Genomic DNA, 26,350 nt, shown 5'->3' with positions numbered 1-26,350 from the left:
TGTATCATTGGGCAAGCCATGCGCACGTAGGGCATTGTTGCAGAGGGGACGATCCGCACGAGGATACTGAAAGCCCCAAAAGAAAGGGGGAAAGAAGGGGAAAAAGGAGGTTGCAGAGGGGACGATCCGCACGAGGATACTGAAAGATGCCATCCGTTCCGATTCAGCCAGGCCGCTAACTCGTTGCAGAGGGGACGATCCGCACGAGGATACTGAAAGCTTTTAAGAAGAACGGCATCGTGTCAAGAGTCACTCAGTTGCAGAGGGGACGATCCGCACGAGGATACTGAAAGGGACAATAGCAAACAATCGCAAACACTTTACAACACGTTGCAGAGGGGACGATCCGCACGAGGATACTGAAAGAAAAACCGCCTCACGCAAACAAAAGCATTTTGAGCCGCGTTGCAGAGGGGACGATCCGCCTGAGGATACTGAAAGTACCAACCCGGTCTATATCGGCGTTTTCCAGCGTCGTTGCAGAGGGGACGATCCGCACGAGGATACTGAAAGGTGTGCATGTCATTGCGCGGCGGTTGGTTTCTGGGGGAGTTGCAGAGGGGACGATCCGCACGAGGATACTGAAAGGATCCAGCATGACCATCATCGCCTGGCGCTCTTAAGAGTTGCAGAGGGGACGATCCGCACGAGGATACTGAAAGCTGCAGGGCTATGGAAGCCCAGAAACCGCGTGACCTGGTTGCAGAGGGGACGAACCGCACGAGGATACTGAAAGGCTCTGGATTCTCCGCATGACCGATCCACCGAGCCGCATTAGTTGCAGAGGGGACGAACCGCACGAGGATACTGAAAGCTGCAGGGCTATGGAAGCCCAGAAACCGCGTGACCTGGTTGCAGAGGGGACGAACCGCACGAAGATACTGAAAGTGCAGTGAGGGCAACATGCGCATTGCTGACGGGTAGGCGTTGCAGAGGGGACGATCCGCACGAGGATACTGAAAGAGAACTGCTTGAGGCCCAGAGGAGGTCTCTTAGCAGTTGCAGAGGGGACGATCCGCACGAGGATACTGAAAGACTTAAAGGAAGCATCTACTTGCTGGCTGCAGAAATGTTGCAGAGGGGACGATCTGTACCGAGGATACTGAAAGGTCTTGCTCGTATTCCAGATAGTACAGGTTGTGACATTGCAGAGGGGACGACCCGCACGAGGATACTGGAATGAGGTATGCTGAACAGCTGATTAAAGAGGATGCTCAGAGAAGGGCGAGAGATCACTGACTGCACATAGCCATTGGCTAAAGCACAGATGTCTGTAATGGTGGATAGCACTGATCCCTGGCTGGCCGGCAGACGAGAGGCCAGCCATCAGCTTCCCTTAGCGCTCGCAGCGCCCGCCGGCCAAATAGTTTACGCTTCAAACTCCTCAAGAAGGTCCTCGCGTCCCTGCTCTCGCGCAAAATCTACCAGCTCCGGCCAATCCGGCACCGGCACCGCCAGACGCTTACAAATATGCCCCATTACCTGAAGCAAGGACCCGCGGAAAAGCGGCTGTCTCCGACGCTGCTCGCGCTCAACAAAGAGCAGCGTCTGCTCCAGAGCACTACGGCGCCGCAGCTGCTCGTCCTTACACCAGAGCTGGAAAAAATACCCATTCTCCTGACGCACATTGCCCACATCGCTCGGGCGCAAAGGCTGCCGCTCGCCTGTGCTGGCCGCCTGAAAAAGGCGCGGCGAGAGCACAAGCTGCCACAGGCCAGCAGCGTTGCGCGCAATCCGCGCCTCATCCGGAAGCTGCAACCCCTGACGCGAAGCATAGCGTTCGATGACCTTGGGAACGTTGCCCTCGTCCAGCTCAGGAAACGAATAAGCAATCGCCGGCTTCCCCTGAATCAGCCGCTCGAAAAAGAGATCACGATAACCAGCGACAGGAGAGAACGCCAGATAGCGTTTCTTTACAGCATGCCGATAGTGCTCATCATAAGCGTGAGCCTCGACCACCGTCAACGGAAAATAGGCCCGCGCCACCTGCCGGATTGCATTAGGCCCCAGCTCCAGCTCAGACGGCAAATTATACTGTTCCCGGTCACCTCGCCTGGCCAATTGCCGCAACCGTTCAGGATCGAAGTACGAGTCACTGTACAGGCGCGTCATCGTGCGGTCGCCCAATCGCGCCGCCTCCGCCTCCACCTCCGAGAGAATCAGTGACTCACGCTCATAGTAGCTCCGTGGCAGCGGCTGCGAATCAAACGCCTCAAAATAGAGCAAGCGCTGACTTTCCAACGGACGCAGAAACAGCCCACTCTGCAGCGAAGCCTGTCCCAGCTCGGTCAGACGCAAATCCGCATCATCGCCGCTGACATGGCCCACCGTCCGCAAAAAGTCCAGCATCTTCGCAACGGCTGCCGGCGGCAGCCCAAAAAAGCGCACCAGCTCTGCTGCTGTTCGCAGCTCCGCCTCACCGATCGCGCGCTCAAGAAAACGCTCCAGCAACTCATAAGGGCGCTTCTCATACTGACGGCCACTGATACTCACCCGCCACAGAGGAAACAGCAGGCGAAACTGACGCAGCGGCACCAGCTCCCCCATAGCCTGCACGATCTCGACGACGCGGTTCGGAGAAACAAAAAGATTCCTGAGACGTTCCCCTCTCGTCTCCATCAGACGGACCCCTCTCCTGCTTCTCGCCCGCCTGCCGCACGATGCTGCCCAGCTTCATTCAGGCCACGCTGCCGCGCGCCAGGCGGGCCCGACAGGTGCGGAAACTCAAGCATTCCCCCTGACAGCGAGCATACTCAAGTAGATCCCGCATCAACCGGCGAAAATCCTCGGCGGGCCTGCCTCCGCTCATCGCATTGAGCAACGTATCGCTATCCCCGACGAGGATCAGCTGCTCACGCGCCCGCGTCAGCGCCACATTCAAGCGCCGGTGCTCTTGCAGAAACCCGATCGCATGACGGCGGTTACTGCGCGTAAAGCTATAGAGCACCAGATCACTTTCGCCCCCCTGGAACGAGTCAACCGTCGCGATCAGCGCCTGCAGCTCAAGACCGTACTCGCTCGCTGCCTGCCTGAGTAACTCGCGGATGTAAGCGGCCTGCTCCTGATAGGGCACAATAATGCGCCAATCCCGCCCCTGCTGCAGCGCACGCAGCACCAGCTCAACAATGATCCTGGCCTCGGCATCGTTGTAATAGTGGCCGCGCTCCATGCGATAGGAACTCTCCATCTCCGCCGTATCAATAAAGGTAAAAGAGGCAGGAAACAAAGGATCGCTCTCGCAGCGAGCATGCCACAAACGAGGGAGACTGGCAGTCCGAAGCCTGTTGCCATAGAACTGCGCTGAGACAAAGCGGGCAATGCGCTCGGGCATACGATACTGCTCAGTGAGCATGACGAAATGCTGCTCATCAACCCGCTCAACCAGCATCTCGAACATGCTCTTAGAGAGCAGCGTTTCAATATCGCTCACCGCCTCCTCGCCGCCCTCTTCTTCGCCTATCGCCGCCTGTTGGCTCAAAGCAGCCAGGCGCTGGCGCACCGTCTGATCGACGATCGGCGGCAACTGCTGATGGTCGCCGAGCAGCACAGCGCGTTTGCCGCGCACCAGCGGTACTAGCAGATCAGCGAGACTGATCTGACCCGCCTCATCGACAAGCACCAGATCAAAGGTCACATCGGAAAGAATGCGTGCCGTCGCCGAGCCAATGCAGGTAGCGCCGATCACGTTAGCCATACGCAACAGAGACGGATAAAGGTCCTGGTGACGAACCTCCAGCGTATGATGCCAGTCCCGTAACAACTGCAGCCGGTGGGTGAAGAGAGAACGCAGGCGAAGCGACCAGCCCTGCGCAAAGTCCTGTAGCGACTGCAACAACGAAGCATAATCGCTGGCCAGCGCGGGTAATTCCTGAGCTGGAAACAGCGCCCTCAAGTCCATCAGAAGGCGGTTGAGCTGGCGTGAGGCATGCTCCTGCTCCTGCTGGAAAGCGCTCGCTGCCTGCTCGTAGCGGCGTCGCAGAGAGATGAGCGGCTCCTCCTGCTCAAGCTGAGCAAAGCGTCTGTCCAGGACAGCCAGATGAGAGGCTAGCTGCTGTAACTGCCCACTGGTGGTCTGAAAAGCCTGTTGCAGCTCTCTCAGGCGCCGCTGCAAGCGCGGCAGGCGCCAGCGCCAGAAAGCGCCCAGCAGCGGCCAATGCTGACGACTCCTGGCCCTGGTGACGCTGCGAGTCAGGCGCTCACCGCGCCGGCGGATCTTCTCCAGCTGCTGCTGACTCGCGGCATAACGCTGCTGGAGAGACTCGCGCTCCTGGCTGAACATTGCCTGTAGGCGCTGCTGTTCCTGGCTATAGCGCATCCAGCTCATCCTACAGGCAGCGTTCAGCTCTGCGAGCCGCGCCTGAATCCGAGGACCCAGTGCCACAAAACGATCGATCTCATCCTGGTGTGCGGCCAGCTTCTCGTACGCCTGGAGCAGCTCTGCAGTTGCCTTGAGCAGGCTAGTCTGCAACGAACGGGCGCGCTCATCGATCAAAAGCGATCTCACTTCTGGCGAGACCAGCAGCTCCTGACCGACACGCAAGATATCCAGCTCCCGAGGAAGGCTCTGGAGCACGTTATCGACCGCCTTATGCGTACGCGCGGTTACCAGCACGCGCTCACCTCGGCGGGCGCAAGCGCGCACAATCTCACTGATCGTATGCGTTTTGCCCGTCCCCGGCGGTCCCTGCACCAGCAGCAGATCCTTGACAGCTAAAGCCCGCCGGAAGGCGGTCGCCTGAGCCGCGTTGAGGTGCGGGTGAGGTTGGGGCAGAGGTTCTGAATAGGGCTGATAGCGACCTTCTGCCAGGACCGCCAGCAGAGAAGGATTCTCTGCCTCTCCGATGCGCAGCCTCTCGATGGCCTCCTGCTGCACGCGAAAGGCTGCCTCACTGCCAAGCAGCAGGAAGGCTTTCGGCGGGCGCAGATCATCGAGATCGATAGCGTGCTCAAACTGAACGATGAAGCGATCGCCCTGAACGTCCAGGACATGGCCGCGTAGCTCTCTGCGCTCTTCCAGCGCCAGAAAGAGGCCGCGCTCTAACTGCGCTGCCTGGGAAGGATCGACCAAGCTAAATATATAGATATCGCGGCTGCTGTAGCGAGCCTCACCGGCGGCATCGACCTGCCTGTAGAAGATGGGCTGTTTGCTCTCCTCGTTAGCCTTCTCAATCTCGCGTGTCAAGTGGATGGTGCGCTCCAGGGTCGCTAGTAGCGCTTCCTGGGCCGGAGTGAGAGCCTCCTGTTCTGCCTGAGCGAGCAGGGCCTCTGCCAGGGCCGCCTGCCGGGCGCGCAGCCTCGCCTGATGTCTCTGACTGGCCTCGATGATTTGCTTATAGTCATTGATGAGCCACTCTTGCCATGCCCGCGGGATCTCATTAAACCCATTGACAAGATACCACCTTCCCACTTCCAGCATGAGGGCCTCGCCGCGAGCCAGGGCATCATGCTCCCGGTGGCCAAGCGGCTGCAGGCTCAGGACGATGTAGGCGTCGCCTTGGGATGAAAGGACCACTTTCAAGGCATAGGTACCGGTGCAGAGCAGAAGATACGGCTGTCCGCGCTCCCGATCAGGGCGCACCAGGACAGGAATCCGGGAATAGGAGCGCTCCAGCTCCTCCTGGAGACGTTCCACATTGGCAGGCCAGGCGGGATAGCGCCGCCGCAGCTCCGGCAAGATCAGGGCGAGCTTGCCAACGACAAGCACAAGGACACGGAGCTTGAAACTGCTTTCCTGCATTCCCTGGCTGCCTCCTCCTCACGCGCGAGACCAGTCTTGCAAGACGCTGTTGAGAGCCTTGGCAAAAGTGTCCAGGTCAGGCCAGCGCTGCGCCGGCTCTCGTGCAAGTGCGCGCATGATGACAGAATCGAGCGCCGGGGCAAGCTCCGGCTGCAAGCTGGAAGGAGGCGCTAACCCATACATGAAGGAGCCGGGCAACTTGCCGGTCAGCAGATGGTAGAGCAAGGCCCCCAGCTGATAGAGGTCGGTGCCAGGTATCGAATAGCGGGCGTAGAGCTGCTCGGGGGCGGCATACCCTCGGGGCCCCTCACCAGCGCAGGCGGGTCGTGTGGCCAGTCCAAGATCACGCAAGCGCAAGACAGGTGGGCCATGCCGGCGCGGTTCCATGATCAGGCTGTCACCACAAAGATAGCGATGGGCAGCCCCAAGCCGGTGCAGCGCGGCCAACTGACTGCAAAAAGGCGGCAATGCACGTAACAGCTCCCGCGCTCTAAAAAGGTCAGCCGGCTGATCTTGCTCGGGGAAATAGCGACTTACAGGCCGACCTGGGGGATAGCGCTGCACGAGCGTAAAGCTCTGGGAGCCGGTCTCGGTCACCAGGAGAGTAGGGAAAATCGTACCCGCTCGAAGCCGCATCAGTAGCTCACTCTCATTCCGCAATTGTTGTAACAAACGCGCTCCCTCTGCCATTGGGAGGCGAAGGACGATCTGCTTGATGAGCACATGCTCAATGCCCCGGCGTCGTTTCTGCTCCTTCGGCGGAAAAGGGCGAGCCAGATACCAGCGCTCCAGGGCTGGCGGGTCGGAACTGGTCTCTTCTCGCAAACGCTCGGTCAGCAGATACTGCCCGCTGTCAATTGTGATGAGCTGACCAGGCTGCCACTCTTGCTCTATGAAAGGATCGGCAGGAGCCCGGGGCGCTGTAACAGGCGCAGACGGCTCGCGAATGAGGTAAGTAACGAGTTCCGGCCAGCTCTGGCATAGGTGCCGTAGAGGCAGCATCACGGGGCGGCTGTCATACGAGCCCCACCGAATGACCTCGCTTACCATCCCAACCACGGCCTCCTCTGTCTCATCCCAAACGGGTGCGCCGCTGAAACCTTCCCGAATAACATGCTCAGAACCAGAATGGCTGGCCATCTGGATAGCGCCCGTTCCATCCTCTCCCTGGAGGTGGCCCTCGGCCCAAACGCCTTCTCCAAACTGATCACTGAAGCCCAACACACGATAGGGATGATCCCAGAAAGTCCCACACCGCTTCAGAGGCACGGGCCGGGCCTCCGCCGGTGCCCGGTCGCGCAACTCAAGGACGGCCAGATCGTGCTGTTGAGAAGGGTCCACGTGGACAATGGAGGCATGCAACGGCTCACGAGCATTGAGAAAAGGGAAGTCAAGCAGTATTGCGTGCCTCTTCAGCTCCTCTGGCTCCCAGCACTGCAGAGCTGTGCTCACCACGTGAGCACAGGTCAGAAGCCGGCGCGGGGCGATCAGAAAGCCGGCACCGCAGACACTTGTATGCTCGGGCGAAGCAAGGATTCGAACAATAGCGCGCCGAATAGCCTCTTCAAAAGCTGGCATCGAGATGACTCAGCATTCCAGACAGGTCAATATTACTCCTGGTGAATGCGTCTCAAATATACAGCTTGTCACCCTGGATGTCAATGGACCGCAGGAGCGGTGCGGCAGCTCCCACGGCCCACTAAGCAGCGCTAGCGCACTGGGCGATCTTTGCCGTACCAGTGCAGCGTAATATCGAAATTGGCCTCGCTGCCAGCAGTGGCCAGAATAGCGCCCAGCGAAGCACTGAGCTTGATCCCAAAGGCGATCTCAACCTCGTCGGGCTTGAGATCCAGATGATGTAATTTCTCTGCCACTGCCTTGATGGCCGGTAGGACCTTCTGCAGCGCCTTCTCCAGCGTTTCCGACGCCTGCTCCGGCCTCGTCAGGCGGCGGGAGACCGGGACCCGCTCGCCCCCTTCCGGCTCCGGCTCCTCAACCTCAATCACCACCTGCCCACCATCCTCCAGGGGAAAGGCAACCAGCTTCTTCATAGGCTTTTCTCTCTCCTCATACTTCTCTTTTTCTGATATGAACGAAGTTACCGGAGGTAAACAGCGTACAAATTCGACGGGAAAAGCACAGCCTATGACAAGCCTTGCATTCCTTGCCCAGGCTGTGCTTCTATAGAAAAGACGGACAAGAGCAGCACTCTCAAAGGACGGAAGGAGGCAGGAGATGGAGCCAGCAGGAACACGCCGGCTCGAACTCATGGTGACAGGGATGGATTGTCCCGAGTGCGCCGGACACGTGCGCCAGGCTCTGGAAGCGCTGCCGGGCGTGCACGAAGTGAGCGTACTACTGAGCGCCGAAAAGGCCCTCCTGACGGTTGATCCCGCGCGCGTTGACCTGCCAGCGCTTTGCCAGGCCGTCGAACGTGCCGGCTACCAGGCCAGACCCCCGCTTCTTCAGCAGAAGACAGCGACAAGCCTCGCCGAACAGTCCCAGCGGCGTCTGACGCGCACCCTCTTCACCCTCTATGGCCTCCTCTTCGGGGCCGTACTCTTGCTGATCATCGTTGGCGAGTGGCTGGGCCTGCTCGATCGCCTCACCGATCGCCTGCCCTGGCCGATTGGGGCCGGCCTGACCCTGCTCGCCGGGGCCCCCATCTTCTGGGACGTGCTGCAAGCGGCCCGGCGCGGACGCATCATCTCGCATACCCTGATGTCGCTCGGCGTCCTGGCGGCCCTCTTCATCGGCCAATGGCCCACGGCTGCCGTCGTGGTCTTCTTCATGCACGTCGGCAAATACAGCGAACGCCTGACCAGCGAGCGCTCGCGCCAGGCCCTCAAACGCCTGGCCGCTCTGGCGCCCCAGCAGGCGCGCGTCATCCGAGAGGAAGAAGAGCAAGTTATCCCGGTCGAAGAGGTAGCCCCTGGCGAAATCGTTGTCGTGCGTCCTGGTGAGGCCATCCCCGTCGATGGCGAGGTCGTTGCCGGCCAGGCGACCGTCAACCAGGCTGCCATCACAGGTGAAGCCCTCCCACTGGAAGCCGCCCCGGGCAGCCGGGTCTTTGCTGCCACCCTCGTGCAAGGGGGAAGCCTGCGCATTCGCGCAACGCGGGCCGGCAGCAACACCACCTTTGCGCGGATTGTGGCGCTCGTCGAGGAGGCCGAGGCCCAGCGCGCCCCCGTGCAACGCCTGGCCGATCGCTTCTCAGCCTGGTTCCTGCCTGTTGTCCTGGCCGTTGCCCTGCTGGCCCTGCTGCTAAGGCGCGATCCACTGGCCGCGGCGGCAGTGCTCGTAGTGGCCTGCTCCTGCTCGCTGGCGCTGGCGACGCCGGTCGCCATGCTGGCCTCGATCGCTGCCGCCGCCTCGCACGGCCTGCTGATCAAAGGCGGGGCCCATCTGGAGCGCCTGGCGCAAGCGGATGTCCTGCTCATCGATAAGACAGGAACGCTCACCAGCGGCACCCTGCAGATCTGCGATGTGCTCCCGTTAGCAGGGATGACACGCCAGCAGCTGCTGCACCTGGCCGCCAGCGCCGAACGCTACTCGGAGCATCCGCTGGCCGAGGCCGTACGGCAAGCAGCACGCGACGAAGGGGTGGCTCTGAGCGATCCCGAGACCTTCGAAGTGCTGCCAGGACGGGGCGTCCGCGCCAGCATCGAGGGCCGCCTGGTGAGCGTGGGCAATGCTTCCCTGCTGCCAGAGGGACAGCAGCCCGCTGAGGCCCGAAACCTGGCCGCGGCGGGCAAAAGCCTGCTCTTTGTCTCTTGCGAGGGAGCGCTGATCGGCATCCTGGCGGCCAGCGATAGACTGCGTCCCGAGGTGGTGGAGGCCCTGGCCCAACTGCGCGCCCTTGGCTTCCAGTCGATTGAACTGCTGACCGGCGATCATGAGGAGGCCGCCGCCAGCCTGGCGGGTCCACTGGGAATCAGCTATCGCGCCCGGCTGCTGCCCGAAGATAAAATCGCCATCGTCAAAGCCTATCAGGCGCAGGGGCACTGCGTCATCATGGTAGGAGACGGCATCAATGATGCTCCGGCCCTGGCGCAGGCCGACGTCGGCGTCGCGCTCGGCGTGGTAGGGACAGATGTCGCCCTCGAAGCGGCCCATGTGGCGCTGCTGCGCGAAGACTGGCGCCTGCTACCGGCCCTGGTGCAAATCGCACGGCGCACCATGCGCGTTGTGCGGCTCAACCTGGTCTTCACTCTGCTCTACAACCTGCTCGGGCTGAGCCTGGCCGCCTGGGGACTGCTCCCGCCCATCGTCGCCGCCGCGGCGCAGTCCCTGCCCGACCTGGGCATCCTGGCCAACTCAACGCGCCTCCTGCGCCAGCGGATCAAGTCCAGCCCCAGGGGTTGACCAGACGATGCGCCCGCGCTTGATCACATAGAGACGGGCGGGCAGATCCGATAGAATATCCTCGCGACGCTGGCAGTCAAGCACCACCAGATCGGCAGGCTCTCCCACACCTAGCCCGGCCTGCCGACCCAGTGCTGTAGCCGCCTGCGTCGTAATGCTCTCCAGCAGCCAGCGCTGTTCCTCGGGGCTGCCCATTTGCGCGACATAGCCAAGCAGCTGCGCCATCTGAAGCAGATCGGGGCTGCCAAAGGGGTTAAACATATCCTTGATGTTGTCCGAGCCACAGAAGACCGTCACCCCCGCCGCCAGCAGCTCCTTGACGCGCGTGATCCCGCGGCGAATCGGCTGGCGATCACGACGACCCTGCAGGTAGAGATTGGTCGCCGGCAAAGTCGCTACCGCGATGCGCGCCTGCGCCACCAGCTCGATGGTGCGCGCCGCGGTGGCATCGTCAACCGCCGCCAGCGAGCAACAATGACCGGCCACCACCCGACCCTCGTAGCCCTCCTGCAGCGTGCGCTCCGCCAGATAGGGCAGCACGAAATCGACAGGCGACTCCGACTCATCGATGTGCAGATCCAGAGGACGGCCATAGCGCCGGGCCAGACGAAAAACCTCGTCGATCAACCCACGCTGATCCTCCTCGACTAGCGGAGTACCGCCAATCGCATCGGCCCCCTCCTCCAGGGCTGCCGCCAGCAGCTCGCGCCCGCGCCGTCCCTGCTCTCCCAGCAAGCGATTGGGCAGGGCTACAATCTCAATATCCAGCAACGAGCGCAGCCGCTCGCGCACCCGCAGCAGGGCATGGAGGCCGCGCAGCTCGATCTGCGGATCGACATTGACGTGGGTGCGCAGCATCGTCGTCCCGCAGCGCAGGGCCCACAGTGCCGTGGCCGTCGCCCGCTCCACAATATCCTCCTCGCTGACGCTCGACGACAGCGTCAGATTGCAGCGGATGGCCTCGGCCAGCGTCCCCGAGCGATTGAGAATGCGATCGCGGGTCAGAGCCTTATCAAGGTGAATGTGGCCCTCAACCAGGCCCGGCAGCACCAGGCGTCCAGCCACATCGAGGACAGGAATGTCGCTCTCGGCGACCGTCGGGCTGGGAGCCAGAGCCGCGATCTGACCGGAGCGAATCAAAATATCCACAGGGTCAGGCCCGGCGACCTGCTCCAACGCCAGGCGCGCCCGACGCAGCAGTAAATCAGCCATGCCTCTCACCTCGTCGCAGGCTGGGCAGAGCTGCCAAAATCAGCTTACGCAGTCCCTGCCACTGACTGCGTCCGGCGGTCCGCGGGGCCCGGCTGCCAAGACCACGCCCCAGCATCGCCTTGATGCCCAGCTCGCGCGCCGCCTCAAAATCAGTGCCCCCCGGGGCCGAAGCGATATCCAGCACAAAAACATCGCGTCGCATCTGCTCCAGCACCGCGCGTGTCAGCACCAGGGCCGGCACCGTATTGAAGACCATATCACAGTCAGCCACCGCCGTCGCCAGCTCCTCCAGCGGCAGAGGACGCGCTCCCAACTCCCAGGCCCGCGCGCGCTGCACCGGATTACGCGCCGCCACACGCACATGAGCCCCCATATTCAGCAACAGCCGCGTCAACGTAAAGCCGATGCGCCCGAAGCCAACCACCAGCGCCTGGGCATCGTGGATGGATACCTCCGTATTGGCGATGGTCAGACCGATGGCCCCCTCAGCAATCGTCGGCGCCCGCAGAATCATCAGCTCATCGTCATCGCCGTACTCCTGAATGCGCAAGCCGCGCTCTTGCGCCAGCGCATTCAACTGCGGCGTACTGGTACCGATCAACAAAAGCGCCCCCGGCTTCGCCTCGGCCAGGGCCGTCGCATCCAAAAAAAGCGGCTCCGGCCACTGAGGCGCGTAGAGGCTCCCATCCGGGGCGATCACCGGCACCGGAGCAATGATGACATCGCTGCCGGCAATGGCCTCGGCCAGCGTCCGGCACTGGGGCCACCCCATGATCTCGGCTGCCGCCGGCGGACAGCCGCAGGCCCGCACGCTAGCCCCCTCGGCCAGCAGACCTTTCAACACCTCCAGCTCGCGCCCATCGCCTCCGATCACGGCGACCTGCAGTCCGCTCAGTCCAGGTCGCTCTTCGCCTCTCTCATTGCCTGCTGCTGCTGCTCCCATCATAAGCTGCTCCATAGTGTGAGACGATCCCGCATTCAGTGCTCTGCGCGCCGCTCCAACCAGGACCAGCGCGCAGGGGTGAGCGCCGCCCTGGTCCCGGCTTGCTGCCCGTTGGCCGTCCTCTTCAGCGGAGCAACGCCAGCGCCGCCTCACGCACAGGCGGCAGACCCAAACGCGCCAGTCCCCAGCCCGTAGCCCGGTAATCGCGCCGGTTCATAGAAGAGGCCAACGTCACCAGCGCGTCCATGACCGGCGTCGCCACACCCAAGGCCCGCCCCAGCTCGCTCATCGGCACCAGACCAAAGGGAATATCCTCATGCAGATAGCGGCTATCCAGGCTGGCGGGCGCCTTAATAAATTGATTGGGGGCACTTTCACGCAACATGCGTAGAAACGAGCCGCTGGCCCCCGCCTCCGGCGAAGTCGAGCCGAGATCGGCGAACAGCTTGGGAAAAGGCTCCAAAGCCAGGCCCCAGGCCGCGGCCACGGCCAGGCGCTCGCGGTCAAGGTCGGCCATCACCTGGGCCACCGCCGGCGTGCCAGCGTCGTAGTAGTAGCGAAAATCGCCGCCGCTGTGCTCGATCCAGGCCGCACTCAACACCATCCCTGGCGGGTGCAGCACTGCATTGACGTTGCTCAGGGCCGTCACCAGCACATGCTCCACCGGTCGCAGCGAGGGATAGAGGCGGCTCAGCAGCGGCCAAAGCGTCTCGACCGCCGAAGCCGGCAGGGTGGCCAGACGCACGTGCTGCACCAGTGAAGAAATATAGACCTCTCCCTCACCCTGCTTCCGGCAAATGTAGGTCAGCGTATTGGTCTCAGCGATAGGCGGCGGGTCAGCACAGCCGGCCTCGATGAGCAAGCGGCGGAAGACCAGGCTGCCGCCAGTATTGCCGGGATTGAGTAGCAAGGGCGGCCCGCCGGCCTGGGCCAGCAAGGGCGCGAGGGCCCGCGCCAGATCGGCGAAGGCCGTGGCCGGCACGCAGAGCATCACCAGCTCAGCCCCAGCCAGCGCCTCGGCCAGGTCGTTGGTCAGACAGGCCACCGGCGCCAGACCCTCGCCAGCAGCGCCACTGTAGGCAATACCGCCGCGCTCGCGCGCCACCCGCAGCGTCTCCGCTGAACGGCTGTACAGGTGAACTCGCTCACCGAGAGCAGTGAGATGAGCGGCAGCGGCGAAGCCCCCATTGCCTCCGCCGAGCACTGCAATGGTTGCCATCCTCAACGCGCTCCTTTCAGCTTGATCATCCCTCCAGCCATACGAGCGGACTGGGCCGGCGAGTGCGCTCCCATCTGCAGCCGGCCCTGCCTGGCGCCCGCGTCCAGCCGTGAGGCCGCACGGCATGTCGATAGCTCAAAGAGGGTCAGAGCGCCACGGCATACTTCGCCAGCTTGCGCTCATCAACCTGCACCCCCAGGCCCGGCCTCTGCGGAACCAGCACCGCGCCATCCTCGTAGGCCAGAGGTTCGCTGATAATATCGTCGAGATAATAGACTCCAGCGATCTGCCCATCCAGAGCCTCCGCCGGACGACTCACCGGGCAGACGCTGGCCAGCTCAGCAATGCGCGTCGCCGCTCCCAGGTGCAGATTCGCCGCATTGCCCACACCCATCTCGATCGAGCCACCGATATCGCAGCGCAGGCCAACAGCCTCGGCGACCGCCGCCACCTCGCGCGCGCGGAAGAGGCCCCCTGGCTTGGTGACGTAGAGCGAGATCAGCTCAGCAGCCTGCAAGGCGTGAATGCGCAGAATATCCTGCGGTGTCCAGGCGCTCTCGTCCGCCATCACCGGCACCGCCACCTGACGCGCAATGAGAGCGAGCGCCTCAACATCAGCCACCGGCTGCTCGGTGAAGGCCAGATCGAAGGACTGCATCGCGCGTGTCACCCGGACCGCCTCACTCACCGAGCGATAGCCCTCGTTGGCATCGACGCGAATCTGAATTCCAGGACCCAGAGCCTCGCGCAGCAGGCGCACCAGCTCGATGTCGCGCGCCGGATCAAGACCCGTCTTGGCCTTAATGGTGCGCGCACCCTCGGCGACCGCGCGCTCGGCCTCTGCCACCGCCTGACGGTTCTCCATAATACCCAGGCTGTGAGCGATCGGCAGGCGATCGCGATAAGCCCCGCCGAGCAGCTGGTAGACCGGCACCCCCAGCGCCTGACCGGCCAGATCGTAGAGCGCCATATCAACCGCCGCCTTCGCATAGGGATGGCCCTTGACCACCCGATCCATCGCCGCATGCAGCGGGCCGATCTCTAACGGCGAGTGGCCGACGATGACCGGGAACAGATAATCGGCGATGATGTGGTGCACCGTCCGCGGCGTCTCGCCGAAATAGGTCATATGAGCGCCGCCCCAGGTCGCGATGGCCGGCGCCTCACCCCAGCCGATCAAGCCCTCATCGGTCTCCAGGCGCAGCAGGAGATGGCTCCCGATCGGCGTCTCCATCTTACTCGCCCAGTTATGGACCCGGCGCGACGGCAAGGTCACCAGATAGCAGCGATAACCAGTAATCTTCACCGGTCTGCTCGTCCTTTCAAGCGGGGATCACGAACAGCTCCGAAGCATCATACTGATCCGTAATCAGCTCGTAGCCGTCCTCCGTCACGATCAGCTCATCCTCGTATTGCACGCCCCAGCGATCGGGATACCAGCAGAGCGGCTCGATGCAAAGGACCATGCCCGGCTGCAAGGTGATATCGGTATAGGGGCCAAGATACGGCTCCTCGTGGAGGGTCAGGCCCAGACCATGCCCAAGGAATTTGATCGGAGGGAGACCCCAGCGCTCCATCTGGGCCGCGTAGCGCTGGTAGAGGGCGCGCGTACTCTGGCCGGGACGAATACCATCGAGAGCAGCCTTGCGGGCCTCCACCATATGCGACCAGGTACGTAGCTGCTCCTCACTGGCCTTCCCGACGACAGCGGTCCGCGCCACATCGGAATAGTAGCACTGGCCGGTGCCAATGACATCGATGCGTACCAGGTCGCCGCCGCGCAGAGGACGGCGCGTCGGAGCCGCATTGGCCAGACCACTGCGCTCGCCTGCGCCGACGACCAGCATCGTCAGACGATCGCCGCCGTTGGCCAGATAGGCGTCGGTGATCAACTGGCCCAGCTCCATCTCAGTCATACCGACGCGCGCCTGCTCGAAAGCCTGACGGGCCGCCCGCTCCGCCGCCTTGCCAACAGCGCGCAACTTCGCCAGCTCCCCCGGCGTCTTGATCATCCGCAACTCGCTCAGCAGCGCGTCGCTGGCCACAAACGTCGCCCGTGGCAGGGCCTCGCGCAGTGTTTCGTAGCTCTTCTGCGCGATGGCGGTAAGTTCAAGACCGATGCGCCCTTGAGCCAGACCGGCGGCGCGCAAACGCTCGGCTAACAGGCGCGTAGGATCTTCGGTAAATTCGTTGTAGGCTATGACCGAAGCAATCGAGGCTGTGCCTCTGACAAAGCTCTCCTCGATATCAACGACAATGATTTCAGGTTCGCCCTGCAGTGGCACCAGACAGTAGACCAGGCGATGGCGCACAATGGTCTGCGATGGTACGACAACATCCGCTGTATAAGCGATGTTCTCGGGCGAGGCAATGACCAGTGCGTCTAGCCCGCGCTCCTGCATGGCGGCGCGCTGCCTGACAATAATCTCGCTGGACATAGAGCTGTTCCTCAATAGGCTGCACCCTGCCCTTCTCTTCGCGCGGGAGCGGCGTTGCTCCACAGGAGGGACATTGTGCATAATTTGTGCAGTTTGCCTGTTTCTTGTCTTAAGCCCTGTTATGGAGCTAATATGCAGCAGCCACCCAGTGACTGCCCTCTCTGTAGCCGGCGAGCCGGCACGGGAACGGGAAAACCTTCCTGACGGGAAGCCGATTGTCTACCCATCAGGTTGCCTCCAATACAGGCTGACCGAATGATACGGGCCATACCGCCCACCGCCGCTAACGCTGGATGGGCGTCGCGGTCGGCGTTCGGTCTGGTCGACTGGCAGCGACCTAATCGTGGCACTCGATGCGGACGCCGTCGGGGTCGAGAAAATAGAGCGAAGTCCCGTAAGCGGTTGGCTTGGGTCCATCGACAATCTTCACCCCAGCGGCGCGCAGCTCGTGCTCAAGCTGAGCGATATTCTCGACGCGAAAAGCCACATGCTCTAAACTCTGGCCCGCTTCCTGGCGGAGACGCTTCCCCTCCTCGGTCAGCTCGGTCAGGCCCAGCCCCTCGTGCATGACCACCAGCGGGCGCCCATCGCGGAAGGTCGTGCGCTCGCGCACATGGAAGCCGAGCACCTCCACATAGAAGCGCTCAGCGCGGGCCAGATCGCTGGTCTGCAACAAGAGATGGGAGACTCCGCGAATCGTCGCCATTAGCCTCCTCCTTTCTCCGGCGTAGATGGCGTGTCGCCACCGCTGCCGGGGAGGCCGCTGGCCGAGTCGCGTTCAGTCCCCAGGCGCCCGGCCAGGGCCCAGTTTTCCGGTGCGACCTCGTGCAAAATGACATGCAGATGATCGGGGCGTGCCCCAGCATGCTCGACCATTGCCTCCGTGATCGCCTTCACTAAGGCTCGCTTCTGCTCGGGCGTGCGCCCCGGATACATCTCGATGATCACGACTGGCATGGCTCTCGCCCTCCTGTGACCGGAACAGGCTCAGGGACCGTCGACTTCGACTGAGACCCTTCCTGGTCCTGGCTATGCGCGCTACCAGCCTGAGCCTGCCGTCGTGGCGACTCAACATCCTTCAAGACACTCTCAAAGTGCTCGTGGAGCGCGGCCTGAGCCGCCAGAGGATCACGCTCCTCGATTGCCCGAATGATGCACTCGTGGTCGTGCAGCGAGCGCTGGAGACGGTCGGGCAGACTGAAAACGACCAGCCGATCGTTATCGAGTACAGCGTTGAGCGACAGTAGCAGTTGAATGAGGATCGGATTTTCGCTTGCCTTGACAATAGCGCTGTGAAACTCGCTATCGAGAGCGGAGACCTCATCGATCTGGCCTTGCTCTCCGGCGCTGCGCATCCTTTCCAGAATTTTGCGCAGCCGCATGACCAGTGCCGGACGCGCCCGCTGCGCGGCCAACGCGGCGGCCTTGCTCTCCAGGGCCTCCCGTACCTGGAGCAGGTGAATCAAGTCCTGACGATGGGCGATGTACCAGGCACTCCACATGGCAGAGACGCTGTGTTGAGGCACTTCCGCGGTCACATAGCTGCCACTGCCGTGGCGCACCTCGATGAGGCCGATGGCCTCCAGAGTACTGATAGCCTCGCGCACCATTGTGCGGCTGACACCCAGCAACTCCGCCAGCTTGCGCTCACTGGGCAAGCGATCGCCAGGGGCAAAATGGCCGCCCTCGATCAGTTGCCGTAACTGCTCGGCTGCGCTGCTGCGCGCGGTGGACAAATGAAGTGGCCTGATAGCCGCTTCCGCTTCAGTTTTACTCATCTCTGAGATTCCTCTATCTGTGTAGTCTCATATGCGGTTATACTCCTTAGCAGATATATCTTAATATGACTCCCCGCAAGACGTACAGACTCTGGCGGGCGCTCCTTGCTCCCCACGTCGAAGCGCTCGCCGGCAGTGGCCTCTCCCCAGAGAGCGGGCCAGGAGAGGAAGACTCGCGCGCCGTCAGCGGAGCTGAGCGGCCTCCTCCTGGCTGCTGGCCAGGATCAGCAGCGGCGTGCCCACCGGGACCGTCTCCCCATCGGCCACCAGGACGCGGGCCACCACGCCGCTAAAAGGCGATGTCAGCTCGACAGAGGTCTTCTCGGTCTCCACGACTGCCAGCACATCCCCTTTCTGGACCGTATCGCCCTCGCCGACCATCCACTCGACGATGGTCCCCTCTTCCATCGTCAGGCCCCACTTCGGCATGGCAATGGTTTCTGCCATAGCGGCTGACTCCTTTCTTCCTCGCCCATCCATTGCGGCGCCTCGCGCCCATCATGGCCTGGCTAGTCAGGCGCCGCGGCTGCCCTGACATCAGCTACCCGATGCGCTGCGTACCGCGTTGCGCATCACCTCGCGCACCCCGGCGGCGATGCGCTCCTCATCGGGAATGACAAACTGCTCCAGCTCAGGGGCATAGGGCATAGGCGTATTCGTGCCACAGACGCGCTTGATCGGCGCCTTTAACAGCGGGAAAAACTCCTCAGCAGCAATGGCGGCGATCTCCGCACAAAAACCATTGCGGCGCGGGGCCTCCTGAACAATCACCAGGCGGCCAGTCTTCTCCAGCGAGCGACGCAGACCAGCGCGGTCGAAAGGCACCAGTGTACACGGGTCCCACACCTCGACAGAGATCCCCTCGCCGGCCAGCGCCTCCGCTGCCTTCAGCGCGCGCGGCAGCATATACAGATAGGCCACCAGCGTCACATCGCTGCCCTCGCGGGCCACGCGACCCTCACCCAACGGAATGAGGGAGTCCACCCCTGCCGGTACCGCGCCGCGACTATTGTAGAGCAGCTTATGCTCGAAAAAGAGCACCGGATCGGGATCGCGAATAGCGCTCTTGAGCAGGCCCTTGGCGTCGGCGGGCGTCGAGGCAGTCACGACCTTCAGCCCCGGTGTGGCCGTGAACCAGGCTTCCAGGCTCTGCGAATGCTGGGCCGCCGTCGCGCCTGCCGTGCCCGTCACCATGCGGATCACAAAGGGCGCGCTCGTCCGCCCTCCGGTCATGTAGCGAAACTTCGCAGCCTGGTTGACAATCTGATCCATAGCCAGCGTAGCAAAATCGCTAAACATAATTTCCGCCACCGTCGGCACACCGAGCAGCGCTGCGCCGAGCGCTGTCCCGATGACGGCCTCTTCGGAGATCGGCGTATCGAGCACGCGCTCGGCCCCAAAGCGCTGGAGCAGGCCCTGGGTCACTCCGAAGACTCCCCCTGGCTCGCCGATATCCTCGCCGAGCAGCAGCAGCGAGGGATCGCGCTCCATCTCCTCGACCAGCGCCTCACGGATGGCCTGCGCATAGGTCAAGCGGCGCTCCTTCTCCGCCTTGGGCGTAGCAGTCATAGTAAGGCCCTCCCCCCATAGCTTTCAACAAAGACATCCTCCAGTGCCTCCTCGGGCGCTGGAGGCGGCGAGGCCTTGGCAAACGCCACGGCCTCCTCTAACTCCTGCTCAACCGCTTGATCAAGCGCCCGCAGCTCGTCCTCGGTGCAGATTGCCCCGGCCAGCAGCAGGCGGCGATAGTTCTTGATGGGATCGGCCTCCAGCCAGAAAGCCACCTCCTCAGCAGGGCGGTACTGGCCCATATCCCCTTCGTAGTGACCACGATGGCGATAGGTCTTGCACTCGACCAGGGTTGGCCCACGCCCCTTGCGCGCATCCTCAGCTGCCTTGCTGACCACGCGATAGACGTCCAGCACATCGTTGCCATCGGCGATCAGGCCGGGAATGGCATAGGAGCTGGCGCGCGTAGCAATATCACGGATCGTCTGGTGCTTATGCTGCGGCGTGAACTCGCCATAGAGGTTATTCTCGCAGATGAAGATCACCGGCAGGCGCCAGAGAGCGGCCAGGTTGAGCGACTCATGGAAGGCTCCTTGATTAGAGGCGCCGTCGCCAAAGAAGGTCACCGCCACTCCATCGGCGCGCCGCGCCCGCGGATCGTCGGGATGGTGAACGGCGATCTGGCGCGCCTGCTTGAGGGCCAGACCGGCCCCCACAGCGATCGGGATGCCGCCCCCGACGATGCCGTTAGCGCCGATGATCCCCAGCTCGATATTAGCGATATGCAGCGAGCCGCCTTTCGCGCGGTTGTAGCCATCGCGACGGGCGAACAGCTCGGCGTACATGTAGCGTGGGTCGCCTCCGCGCGCTAAAATGTGACCATGTCCGCGGTGAGTGCTGGTAATATAGTCGTGAGGACCAAGCGCCGCGCAGGCTCCCACGGCCACCGCCTCCTGGCCGATATAGGGATGCAAGAAGCCCGGAATGTAACCCAGGCTGCGCAGCTCCGCCGCCCGCTCCTCGAAACGGCGGATCAGCACCATCTTGCGATACAGTTCCTTGAGAAAAGCTGGCGTATAGCTGGCCAACGATTGCACGCTCTCTGCTCCTTCCTGGACTGACCTGCCAGACCTGCCCGAGCCAGATGGGGTCAGGCCATATAGAGGCCACCGTCGACATGGATCGCCTGCCCGGTGATATAGCTCCCGTCAGGCCCACACAGAAAGGCCACCACGCCGGCAATATCCTCCGGTTTGCCCAGCCGTCCCAAAGGAATGTCCCGCGGGCGCTCGCTCAGAAACTGGCCTGGCTGCTTCCCTTCGCGCACTGCCACCGCGCGGTCGACCTCCTCCAGCATGGCGGTCATAATATTGCCCGGGCAGAGGGCATTAACACAGATGTTGTAGCCGGCCAGCTCTACCGCCAATGAGCGCGTCAGGCCCAGCACCCCCGTCTTAGAGGCACAGTAGGCATAGTCGCGTCCAAACGCCACTTTGCTCATCATCGAAGCCTGGTTCACAATACGCCCCCAGCGCTGAGCAATCATATCGGGTACCACTGCCCGAGCGCAGAGCAACTGACCGGTCAGATTGACAGCCAGGCTCAAATACCAATCCTGCAAGGAAGACTCCAGAAGAGGAGTATCACGGAAAATCCCGGCGTTATTGATGAGGATCGTGATCGGACCCAGCCGCGTGCGGGCCTGCTGTACTCCCTCATTCACACTCTCCTCCCGACTAACATCCAGTCGTATCGGCAGCGCCTCACCACCTGCGGCCCGAATCTCCTCAGCCACAGCGGCGGTACCCTGCTCATCGATATCAGCCACTGCTATCCGCGCTCCCTCGCGGGCCAGGCGCAGCGCGATCGCGCGTCCCATCCCGCGCCCGGCGCCAGTTACCAAAGCGGTGTGTCCTTCCAACGTCAACGTCATTGTTTTCCCCCTTTGCGTGCGAATGCATCCCGCAGCGCTACACACAGTCTACTCAGCCAGAGAGTTCACTGGTCCAGGCCAGTGGGCCGGGGTCGGACCGGAAGCCTGGCCCCGGTCTCCAATGCCGGCTAAGTCACCGGCCAGTCGCCGCTGGCCAGCCGCTGCGATTGTGGCTGTAGCTGCGGCACCTGCTCCGGGCGCGTGCCCGCCATCAGCAAACCCAGATGCGTCAAATCGACCGCTGCTGCTGGCAGCGTTTCCAGAATACGCCCCTCATAGATCACACTAATGCGGTCACTCAGAGCCAGAATCTCGTCGAGATCAGAGGAGATCAGCAGCACCGCGCAGCCACGATCACGAGCCTCGACAATGCGCCGATGGACATAGGCGATGGCCCCGACGTCCAGGCCGCGCGTTGGCTGCATGGCGATCAGTAAGCGTGGCTCGCGGCCCAAAGCGCGGGCCAGCACGGCCTTCTGCTGGTTGCCACCCGACAGATGCCGCATGGGAGTCAGCGGACCCGGAGCCCGCACATCGAAAGCCACCATCAGCTGCCGCGCCCGGGCCACCACTGCCCTGAAACGACGCCAGCCATAGCGCGCATAGGGCGGGTGGTCAAAGACATCCAGCACCATATTCTCAGCCACCGTCAAATCGAGAATCAGGCCCTGCCGATGGCGATCCTCCGGAATATGGGCCAGGGCCAGATCCAGACGCGCCGCCGTATCGAGCAGCGTAATATCGCGCCCCTCGAAAAGAATGCGGCCCGTCTCGACGCGGCGCAAACCCATCAAAACCTCCAACAGCTCACTCTGACCATTGCCATCAACGCCCGCCAGACCGTGGATCTCCCCGGCGCGCAGCTCCAGCGAAATGCCGCGCAAGGCAGCCTGGCCATTGCCCCCACGTGCCTGCACCTCTTCCAGCCGCAAGCGGACCTCACCGGCTACCGCCTCCTCCTTGGCCACCGTCAGCGCGACCGCCCGTCCCACCATCAGCCGCGCCAGCTCGGATGGCGTCGCCTGTTGCGTCTCCAGCGTGCGCACCACTCGCCCCAGGCGCATCACCGTCACGCGATCGCTGATGGCCATCACCTCTTTCAACTTGTGGCTGATGAAGATAATGGTCACACCCTCGGCGCGCAGGCGGCGCAAGAGAGCAAACAGCTCCTCGCTCTCCTGGGGCGTCAACACTGCCGTTGGCTCATCGAGGATCAGCAAGCGGGCCCCGCGATAGAGCGCCTTCATGATCTCGACCTTCTGCTGCTGCCCGAGCGTCAGATTCTGCACGCGCTCATAGGGTGAGGCTTCCAGCCCGAGACTCTGAGCGAGCTGAGCAATACGCTGCTCGGCCTGGCGCAAGTCAAGCAAGGGCGCCCGCTCCGGCCTCGTTCCCAGCACAATGTTTTCCAGGATCGAAAGGGCGGGAATCAGCATGAAATGCTGATGCACCATGCCAATACCTAGCTGCATGGCCTCACGCGGTGTCCTGATCTGCACGCGCCTCCCCTCAACCAGGATCTGGCCCTCATCAGGGCGATAGAGGCCGTAGACAATATTCATCAGCGTCGTCTTACCAGCACCGTTCTCACCAAGCAAGGCATGGATCTCTCCCCTGCGAATGGCCAGCGTCACATGGTCGTTGGCCACTACTCCCGGAAAGCGCTTCACGATCTGACGCAGCTCCAGCACAGTCCCCGCTGTTGCTGGCGCCGTCTCCTCTGTCGCCTGCTCTTCGCGAGCAGTGGCACCCTTGAGCAAAGCGCGCGCTCCTTCGGTGCTATAAGGCTGGCCACTGGCCGCCGGGCCGCGGGCATTGCGCATCAGCAACATCAGCGCCAGCAGCGTGATCACATAAGGAAGCGTCTCCAGCAGTTGATAAGGCACATTGACACCGTAGGCTTGCAGGCGAATCTGCAAGGCATCGCCAAAGCCGAAGAGCAGCACCCCCAACAGAATGCCCAGAGGATGCCAGCGCCCGAAGACGATCGCCGCAAAGGCCACATAGCCGCGCCCGGCAGTCATATTCTCCTGAAAAGCATTCACACCACTGGCGCTCACCAGGGCCGCGCCGCCAGCGCCAGCCAAAGCCCCGCAGACCAGCAAGGCCAGATAGCGGACGCGCTGTACCTCGATGCCGACCGTGGTCGCCGCCAGCGGCTTCTCGCCAACCGCGCGCAGGGCCAGGCCCCAGGTGGTGCGATAAAGAACAAACCAGGTCACCGGGACCAAGGCCAGGGCGATGTAGACCAGGGCATTCAACTGAAAGAAGGCCGGTCCGATGTAGGGAAGCGAGCTGAGGAGCGGAAATGAAAGCGTCCCGAACCCGGGGGCCGAAGGAAACTGCGACATGTTGCCGAAGCGCAGGCGAAACACATAGGCCGTAGCCGCCAGTGCGAAGAGATTGAGGCCGACCGCGCTCACGATCTGATCGACGCGGAGCGTCACCGAGAACCAGGCATGCACCAGGGCGACGAGCATGCCGACCACAATCGCCAGCAGCAGACCGACCCAGGGACTATGACCGGCCAGCGCGCCCATATAAGCCGCCAAGGCCCCACAGAGCATGATGGCCTCCAGGGCCAGATTCAGCACACCCGCCAGCTCGTTGAACAGCCCGCCCAGTGCAGCCAACAACAGCGGCGTCATGGCCACCAGCGAAGCCACCACAAAATCGGGCGAAGTGAGGAGCGCAATCAGACCACCGACTCCCTGACCAGCAGCGGATCGGCGGCCCGTCACCACATTGAGAATCATCAGACAGGCCAGCAGCAGCACGATGGCCAGGCTGATCCAGAGCCACCGTCGGGACTGTTGCTTGCGCATAGGCACTCCCTCACTCTGCAACAAAGGTCTCAGGCTCAAGACGACTCGTTGGCGGCTGCCCATCCGTGCCGGCAGCCCTGACAGATGATGGGTCGCTCCCCCCCGTCTCCTCTCCACCGACCTGGCGCCGGCGCACCAGGTCGAGAATCACCGGCGACGAAACGGCCAGCACCGCCAATATCGCCAGGGTCCGCACAATGTCCGCCAGCTGTGATGGCAGCTGGGCGATGGCCTCCATAGCCGAAGCACCGTTGGCTAAAGCTCCGAAGAAGAGGGCTGCCAGCCCCACGCCACCGGGGTTCAAGCCACCAAGCAGCGCGACAGCGATGGCATCGTAGCCCGTATTGGGAGCAAAGCCTGTGATCAGCTGGTAGCGATAGCCCAGGATCTCGATTGCCCCGGCCAGGCCGGCCAGCGCCCCGCTGATGAAGAAGGAGAGCAGGTAGACGCGGTCAACATGCACCCCAGCGTGGCGGGCCGCCTCACGGTTCAGCCCCACCAGGCGAATGCGATAGCCCCAGGTTGTGGAGCGCAGCAGCACAAAAATCACCACCAGGGCCAGCACCGCCAGGAAGAAACCGGCGTTCAAATCGCTGCCCCGCACCAGAATAGGGAAGGTGGCATTCTGCTCGACCGGAAACGAAGTCGGAGCAGCCGTAAAACCCGGAGCATGGATCGGGCCCGAGATCATGTAATCGATAAAATAGATCGCGATGTAGTTGAGCAAGATACTCGTAATGACCTCATTGATGCCGAAGCGGACCTTCAGCAAGGCGGCGGGTGCGGCCCACAGTCCCCCAGCCACGAACCCGGCCACGGTTGCCAGAGCCAGATGCAGACCACCTGGAAGGTCAGCGAACTTGCCACCGACAACCACAGCCGCCAGTGCGCCCAGATATTCCTGACCGACACCGCCGATATTGAAGGCCCCGGCCCGGAAAGCGACCGTGATTCCCAAACCAATCAACAGCAGCGGCGTCGCCTCATTGAGCGTCTCAGCGAATTGGGGCAGCGTCCCGAAGGCGCCTTGAAAGAGGCCAGAGTAAGCATCGAGCGGACTAAAGCCACTGATGAGCATCACCACGGCCCCGAGCAGCAGCGCCAGCCCAATGGCCACCACCGGTAGCACGAGCGAGAGCCACGAGCGCCTCAAGCGCCCGAAGCCGGAGCGAGCACCTGTCACAACACGCATCATAGCCATAGCCAATTGCCCCCGAAGAGCGAGAGTGGTGAGGAAGGGAACAGGCTGGAGCTCATAAGAACCGCGGCCCTGGCCCCTCCTCGTTCTCTCGCTCCGCTGCTCACACTGGAGGAGCGTCGAAAGTACAAGACACGTCAGACAGTCCGGTCTAGGCAGAGGCAGACAAACCAATATCCAGCTTGCCGCCCAGATACTGCTGGACTGCCGCCTCCACGCGGCTACGGACATCCTGGGGCACCCAGTTGCCCCACTGTCCCAGGTGCTGTACCTGCTCCTTGAAGCCGAACTGATAGGTTGTATTGCCCTTCAGCTGGCCCTCCTTAAAGAGCTTGGCGATTTGCAGATAAAGGCCAGGCACCTCCTGCACCCCGCTCGTCACAACCGTATTGGGAGCCAGCGAATAGGCATCCGTAGACCAGCCCGCGATCACCTTCACGCCCTTTTGCTGAGCCAGCTTAATGGCCGGCCCATCAAAGGCATTGCCCATAATCGTGAGGACGTCCACGCCACGATCAAGCTGAGCCTGCGTCACCTGCTGACCCTTGACCACATCGTCGTAGGAGCCAACAAACGCCACACTGACGCTGGCCTGTGGGTTGACCGCTGCCACGCCTTTCTTAAAAGTGTCAATATCAGCAGTCACCTGGGGCGCGTCGACTGCGGCCACAATCCCAATCTTCTTGTTCTTTGTCACCAGACCGGCGGCCATGCCAGTAAAATAGCCCAGCTCGCCATAGCGGAACTCCGTTCCACTCAGATTAGCCAGCGACCCTTTACCGTTGATGATCACAAAGTGCGTATTGGGGAACTCCGGAGCCACGGCCTTCACCGAGTCAGCGTACTCGAAGCCGTGGGCGAAGATCAGATTATAGCCCTGACGCGCGTACTGACGCAGCACGTTCGCCTGTTCTGCCTGTGAGACGTTCTCCGAATAGGCGAACGACCAGCCCAGCTGCTCCTTAATCAGCTGCACCCCTTTGAGCGCGTCCTCATTCCAGCTGTGATCATTCACCGGGCCGCTGGTGACCATCGCCACTCGCATTGGCTGCGAGCTACCAGAGGTCCCCGAGGACGATGAAGAAGATCCCTGGTTGCCACAGGCGCTGAGCAGAAGCAAGAGGAGGAGAAATACAGGTATCCCGAAGAGCCGAAGCCGGGGAAGCCGAGAACCTTTCAGCATAGCCAGCCAA

Annotated in this window: 20 protein-coding genes and 1 CRISPR repeat array; of the genes, 1 reads left to right on the top strand and 19 read right to left on the bottom strand. The window is 62.4% G+C overall.

What is annotated here, in order from left to right:
• Nucleotides 1-36: 36 nt before the first annotated feature.
• A CRISPR array of direct repeats spans nt 37-1,035; the repeat unit is 37 nt; unit sequence GTTGCAGAGGGGACGATCCGCACGAGGATACTGAAAG.
• Between the two features lie 333 nt (nt 1,036-1,368).
• The 4 genes from BGC09_RS15650 to BGC09_RS15635 form a co-directional block, all read right to left on the bottom strand.
• Complete coding sequence (locus BGC09_RS15650; protein WP_069805026.1) at nt 1,369-2,619, bottom strand: hypothetical protein; 1,251 nt, start codon at nt 2,617-2,619, stop codon at nt 1,369-1,371.
• 58 nt (nt 2,620-2,677) lie between these two features.
• Nucleotides 2,678-5,737 (bottom strand): DEAD/DEAH box helicase, encoded by a 3,060-nt coding sequence (locus BGC09_RS15645; RefSeq protein ID WP_069805024.1) that lies wholly within the window; start codon nt 5,735-5,737, stop codon nt 2,678-2,680.
• Between the two features lie 18 nt (nt 5,738-5,755).
• On the bottom strand, nt 5,756-7,315 hold the full coding sequence (locus BGC09_RS15640; protein WP_069805022.1) for a trypsin-like peptidase domain-containing protein: 1,560 nt from the start codon (nt 7,313-7,315) through the stop codon (nt 5,756-5,758).
• Nucleotides 7,316-7,446: 131 nt separating this feature from the next.
• On the bottom strand, nt 7,447-7,788 hold the full coding sequence (locus BGC09_RS15635; protein WP_069805020.1) for a CU044_2847 family protein: 342 nt from the start codon (nt 7,786-7,788) through the stop codon (nt 7,447-7,449).
• Nucleotides 7,789-7,972: 184 nt separating this feature from the next.
• Between BGC09_RS15635 and BGC09_RS15630 the strand changes: the two genes are divergently transcribed.
• Nucleotides 7,973-10,102, top strand: a complete 2,130-nt coding sequence (locus tag BGC09_RS15630) for a heavy metal translocating P-type ATPase (RefSeq protein ID WP_069805018.1) — start codon at nt 7,973-7,975, stop codon at nt 10,100-10,102.
• Here BGC09_RS15630 and BGC09_RS15625 read toward each other — a convergent pair.
• The 15 genes from BGC09_RS15625 to BGC09_RS15555 form a co-directional block, all read right to left on the bottom strand.
• Nucleotides 10,055-11,314, bottom strand: a complete 1,260-nt coding sequence (locus tag BGC09_RS15625) for an amidohydrolase family protein (RefSeq protein WP_069805015.1) — start codon at nt 11,312-11,314, stop codon at nt 10,055-10,057. The genes BGC09_RS15630 and BGC09_RS15625 overlap by 48 nt on opposite strands.
• Nucleotides 11,307-12,260: a dipicolinate synthase subunit DpsA gene (gene dpsA / locus BGC09_RS15620; RefSeq protein WP_170293438.1), complete on the bottom strand. Its 954-nt coding sequence runs from the start codon at nt 12,258-12,260 to the stop codon at nt 11,307-11,309. The genes BGC09_RS15625 and dpsA overlap by 8 nt, the downstream gene beginning before the upstream one ends.
• A gap of 121 nt (nt 12,261-12,381) precedes the next feature.
• The gene (locus BGC09_RS15615) at nt 12,382-13,476 is read right to left on the bottom strand and encodes an NAD/NADP octopine/nopaline dehydrogenase family protein (protein WP_069805013.1); all 1,095 of its coding nucleotides are present in this window, start codon (nt 13,474-13,476) and stop codon (nt 12,382-12,384) included.
• A gap of 145 nt (nt 13,477-13,621) precedes the next feature.
• Nucleotides 13,622-14,782 carry a mandelate racemase/muconate lactonizing enzyme family protein gene (locus tag BGC09_RS15610; RefSeq protein ID WP_069805011.1) on the bottom strand — a complete coding sequence of 387 codons (1,161 nt, stop codon included), beginning with the start codon at nt 14,780-14,782 and terminating at the stop codon, nt 13,622-13,624.
• Between the two features lie 16 nt (nt 14,783-14,798).
• Nucleotides 14,799-15,914, bottom strand: a complete 1,116-nt coding sequence (locus BGC09_RS15605; protein ID WP_069805009.1) for a M24 family metallopeptidase — start codon at nt 15,912-15,914, stop codon at nt 14,799-14,801.
• A gap of 337 nt (nt 15,915-16,251) precedes the next feature.
• Nucleotides 16,252-16,620, bottom strand: a complete 369-nt coding sequence (locus BGC09_RS15600) for a VOC family protein (protein ID WP_069805007.1) — start codon at nt 16,618-16,620, stop codon at nt 16,252-16,254.
• Nucleotides 16,620-16,871: a 2-hydroxymuconate tautomerase gene (gene thmT, locus BGC09_RS15595; protein WP_069805005.1), complete on the bottom strand. Its 252-nt coding sequence runs from the start codon at nt 16,869-16,871 to the stop codon at nt 16,620-16,622. Before thmT ends, BGC09_RS15600 begins: the two co-directional genes overlap by 1 nt.
• Nucleotides 16,859-17,692, bottom strand: coding sequence for a FadR/GntR family transcriptional regulator (locus BGC09_RS15590; protein ID WP_069805003.1), 834 nt, complete (start codon nt 17,690-17,692; stop codon nt 16,859-16,861). The genes thmT and BGC09_RS15590 overlap by 13 nt, the downstream gene beginning before the upstream one ends.
• A 183-nt stretch (nt 17,693-17,875) precedes the next feature.
• Entirely contained in the window at nt 17,876-18,139 is a 264-nt protein-coding gene (locus tag BGC09_RS15585; RefSeq protein WP_069805002.1) for a DUF2118 domain-containing protein, read from the bottom strand.
• Nucleotides 18,140-18,229: 90 nt separating this feature from the next.
• Nucleotides 18,230-19,261, bottom strand: a complete 1,032-nt coding sequence (locus BGC09_RS15580; protein ID WP_069805000.1) for an alpha-ketoacid dehydrogenase subunit beta — start codon at nt 19,259-19,261, stop codon at nt 18,230-18,232.
• Entirely contained in the window at nt 19,258-20,244 is a 987-nt protein-coding gene (locus BGC09_RS15575) for a thiamine pyrophosphate-dependent dehydrogenase E1 component subunit alpha (RefSeq protein WP_069805039.1), read from the bottom strand. Before BGC09_RS15575 ends, BGC09_RS15580 begins: the two co-directional genes overlap by 4 nt.
• A 107-nt stretch (nt 20,245-20,351) precedes the next feature.
• Entirely contained in the window at nt 20,352-21,134 is a 783-nt protein-coding gene (locus BGC09_RS15570) for an SDR family NAD(P)-dependent oxidoreductase (RefSeq protein ID WP_069804998.1), read from the bottom strand.
• A gap of 128 nt (nt 21,135-21,262) precedes the next feature.
• A complete protein-coding gene (locus BGC09_RS22270; RefSeq protein WP_176728946.1) occupies nt 21,263-23,959 on the bottom strand; it encodes an ATP-binding cassette domain-containing protein in 2,697 nt (898 codons plus the stop codon).
• Between the two features lie 10 nt (nt 23,960-23,969).
• Nucleotides 23,970-25,160 (bottom strand): ABC transporter permease, encoded by a 1,191-nt coding sequence (locus tag BGC09_RS15560; protein WP_069804996.1) that lies wholly within the window; start codon nt 25,158-25,160, stop codon nt 23,970-23,972.
• A 148-nt stretch (nt 25,161-25,308) separates the two neighbouring features.
• Nucleotides 25,309-26,340: a BMP family protein gene (locus BGC09_RS15555; protein ID WP_084658975.1), complete on the bottom strand. Its 1,032-nt coding sequence runs from the start codon at nt 26,338-26,340 to the stop codon at nt 25,309-25,311.
• Between the last annotated feature and the right edge of the window lie 10 nt (nt 26,341-26,350).

It is taken from the genome of Thermogemmatispora onikobensis, from assembly GCF_001748285.1.
Taxonomy (GTDB): domain Bacteria; phylum Chloroflexota; class Ktedonobacteria; order Ktedonobacterales; family Ktedonobacteraceae; genus Thermogemmatispora; species Thermogemmatispora onikobensis.
Note: the sequence above shows the minus strand (reverse complement) of the source record. Positions and strands in the feature narration are given on the sequence as shown.

Bases quoted from the DNA above. Each gene is read 5' to 3' on its own strand.
- BGC09_RS15650 (WP_069805026.1), bottom strand. From the start codon at position 2,619: ATGGAGACGAGAGGGGAACGTCTCAGGAATCTTTTTGTTTCTCCGAAC.
- BGC09_RS15645 (WP_069805024.1), bottom strand. From the start codon at position 5,737: ATGCAGGAAAGCAGTTTCAAGCTCCGTGTCCTTGTGCTTGTCGTTGGC.
- BGC09_RS15640 (WP_069805022.1), bottom strand. From the start codon at position 7,315: ATGCCAGCTTTTGAAGAGGCTATTCGGCGCGCTATTGTTCGAATCCTT.
- BGC09_RS15635 (WP_069805020.1), bottom strand. From the start codon at position 7,788: ATGAAGAAGCTGGTTGCCTTTCCCCTGGAGGATGGTGGGCAGGTGGTG.
- BGC09_RS15630 (WP_069805018.1), top strand. From the start codon at position 7,973: ATGGAGCCAGCAGGAACACGCCGGCTCGAACTCATGGTGACAGGGATG.
- BGC09_RS15625 (WP_069805015.1), bottom strand. From the start codon at position 11,314: ATGGCTGATTTACTGCTGCGTCGGGCGCGCCTGGCGTTGGAGCAGGTC.
- dpsA (WP_170293438.1), bottom strand. From the start codon at position 12,260: ATGATGGGAGCAGCAGCAGCAGGCAATGAGAGAGGCGAAGAGCGACCT.
- BGC09_RS15615 (WP_069805013.1), bottom strand. From the start codon at position 13,476: ATGGCAACCATTGCAGTGCTCGGCGGAGGCAATGGGGGCTTCGCCGCT.
- BGC09_RS15605 (WP_069805009.1), bottom strand. From the start codon at position 15,914: ATGTCCAGCGAGATTATTGTCAGGCAGCGCGCCGCCATGCAGGAGCGC.
- BGC09_RS15600 (WP_069805007.1), bottom strand. From the start codon at position 16,620: ATGGCGACGATTCGCGGAGTCTCCCATCTCTTGTTGCAGACCAGCGAT.
- thmT (WP_069805005.1), bottom strand. From the start codon at position 16,871: ATGCCAGTCGTGATCATCGAGATGTATCCGGGGCGCACGCCCGAGCAG.
- BGC09_RS15590 (WP_069805003.1), bottom strand. From the start codon at position 17,692: ATGAGTAAAACTGAAGCGGAAGCGGCTATCAGGCCACTTCATTTGTCC.
- BGC09_RS15585 (WP_069805002.1), bottom strand. From the start codon at position 18,139: ATGGCAGAAACCATTGCCATGCCGAAGTGGGGCCTGACGATGGAAGAG.
- BGC09_RS15580 (WP_069805000.1), bottom strand. From the start codon at position 19,261: ATGACTGCTACGCCCAAGGCGGAGAAGGAGCGCCGCTTGACCTATGCG.
- BGC09_RS15575 (WP_069805039.1), bottom strand. From the start codon at position 20,244: ATGGTGCTGATCCGCCGTTTCGAGGAGCGGGCGGCGGAGCTGCGCAGC.
- BGC09_RS15570 (WP_069804998.1), bottom strand. From the start codon at position 21,134: ATGACGTTGACGTTGGAAGGACACACCGCTTTGGTAACTGGCGCCGGG.
- BGC09_RS22270 (WP_176728946.1), bottom strand. From the start codon at position 23,959: ATGCGCAAGCAACAGTCCCGACGGTGGCTCTGGATCAGCCTGGCCATC.
- BGC09_RS15560 (WP_069804996.1), bottom strand. From the start codon at position 25,160: ATGGCTATGATGCGTGTTGTGACAGGTGCTCGCTCCGGCTTCGGGCGC.
- BGC09_RS15555 (WP_084658975.1), bottom strand. From the start codon at position 26,340: ATGCTGAAAGGTTCTCGGCTTCCCCGGCTTCGGCTCTTCGGGATACCT.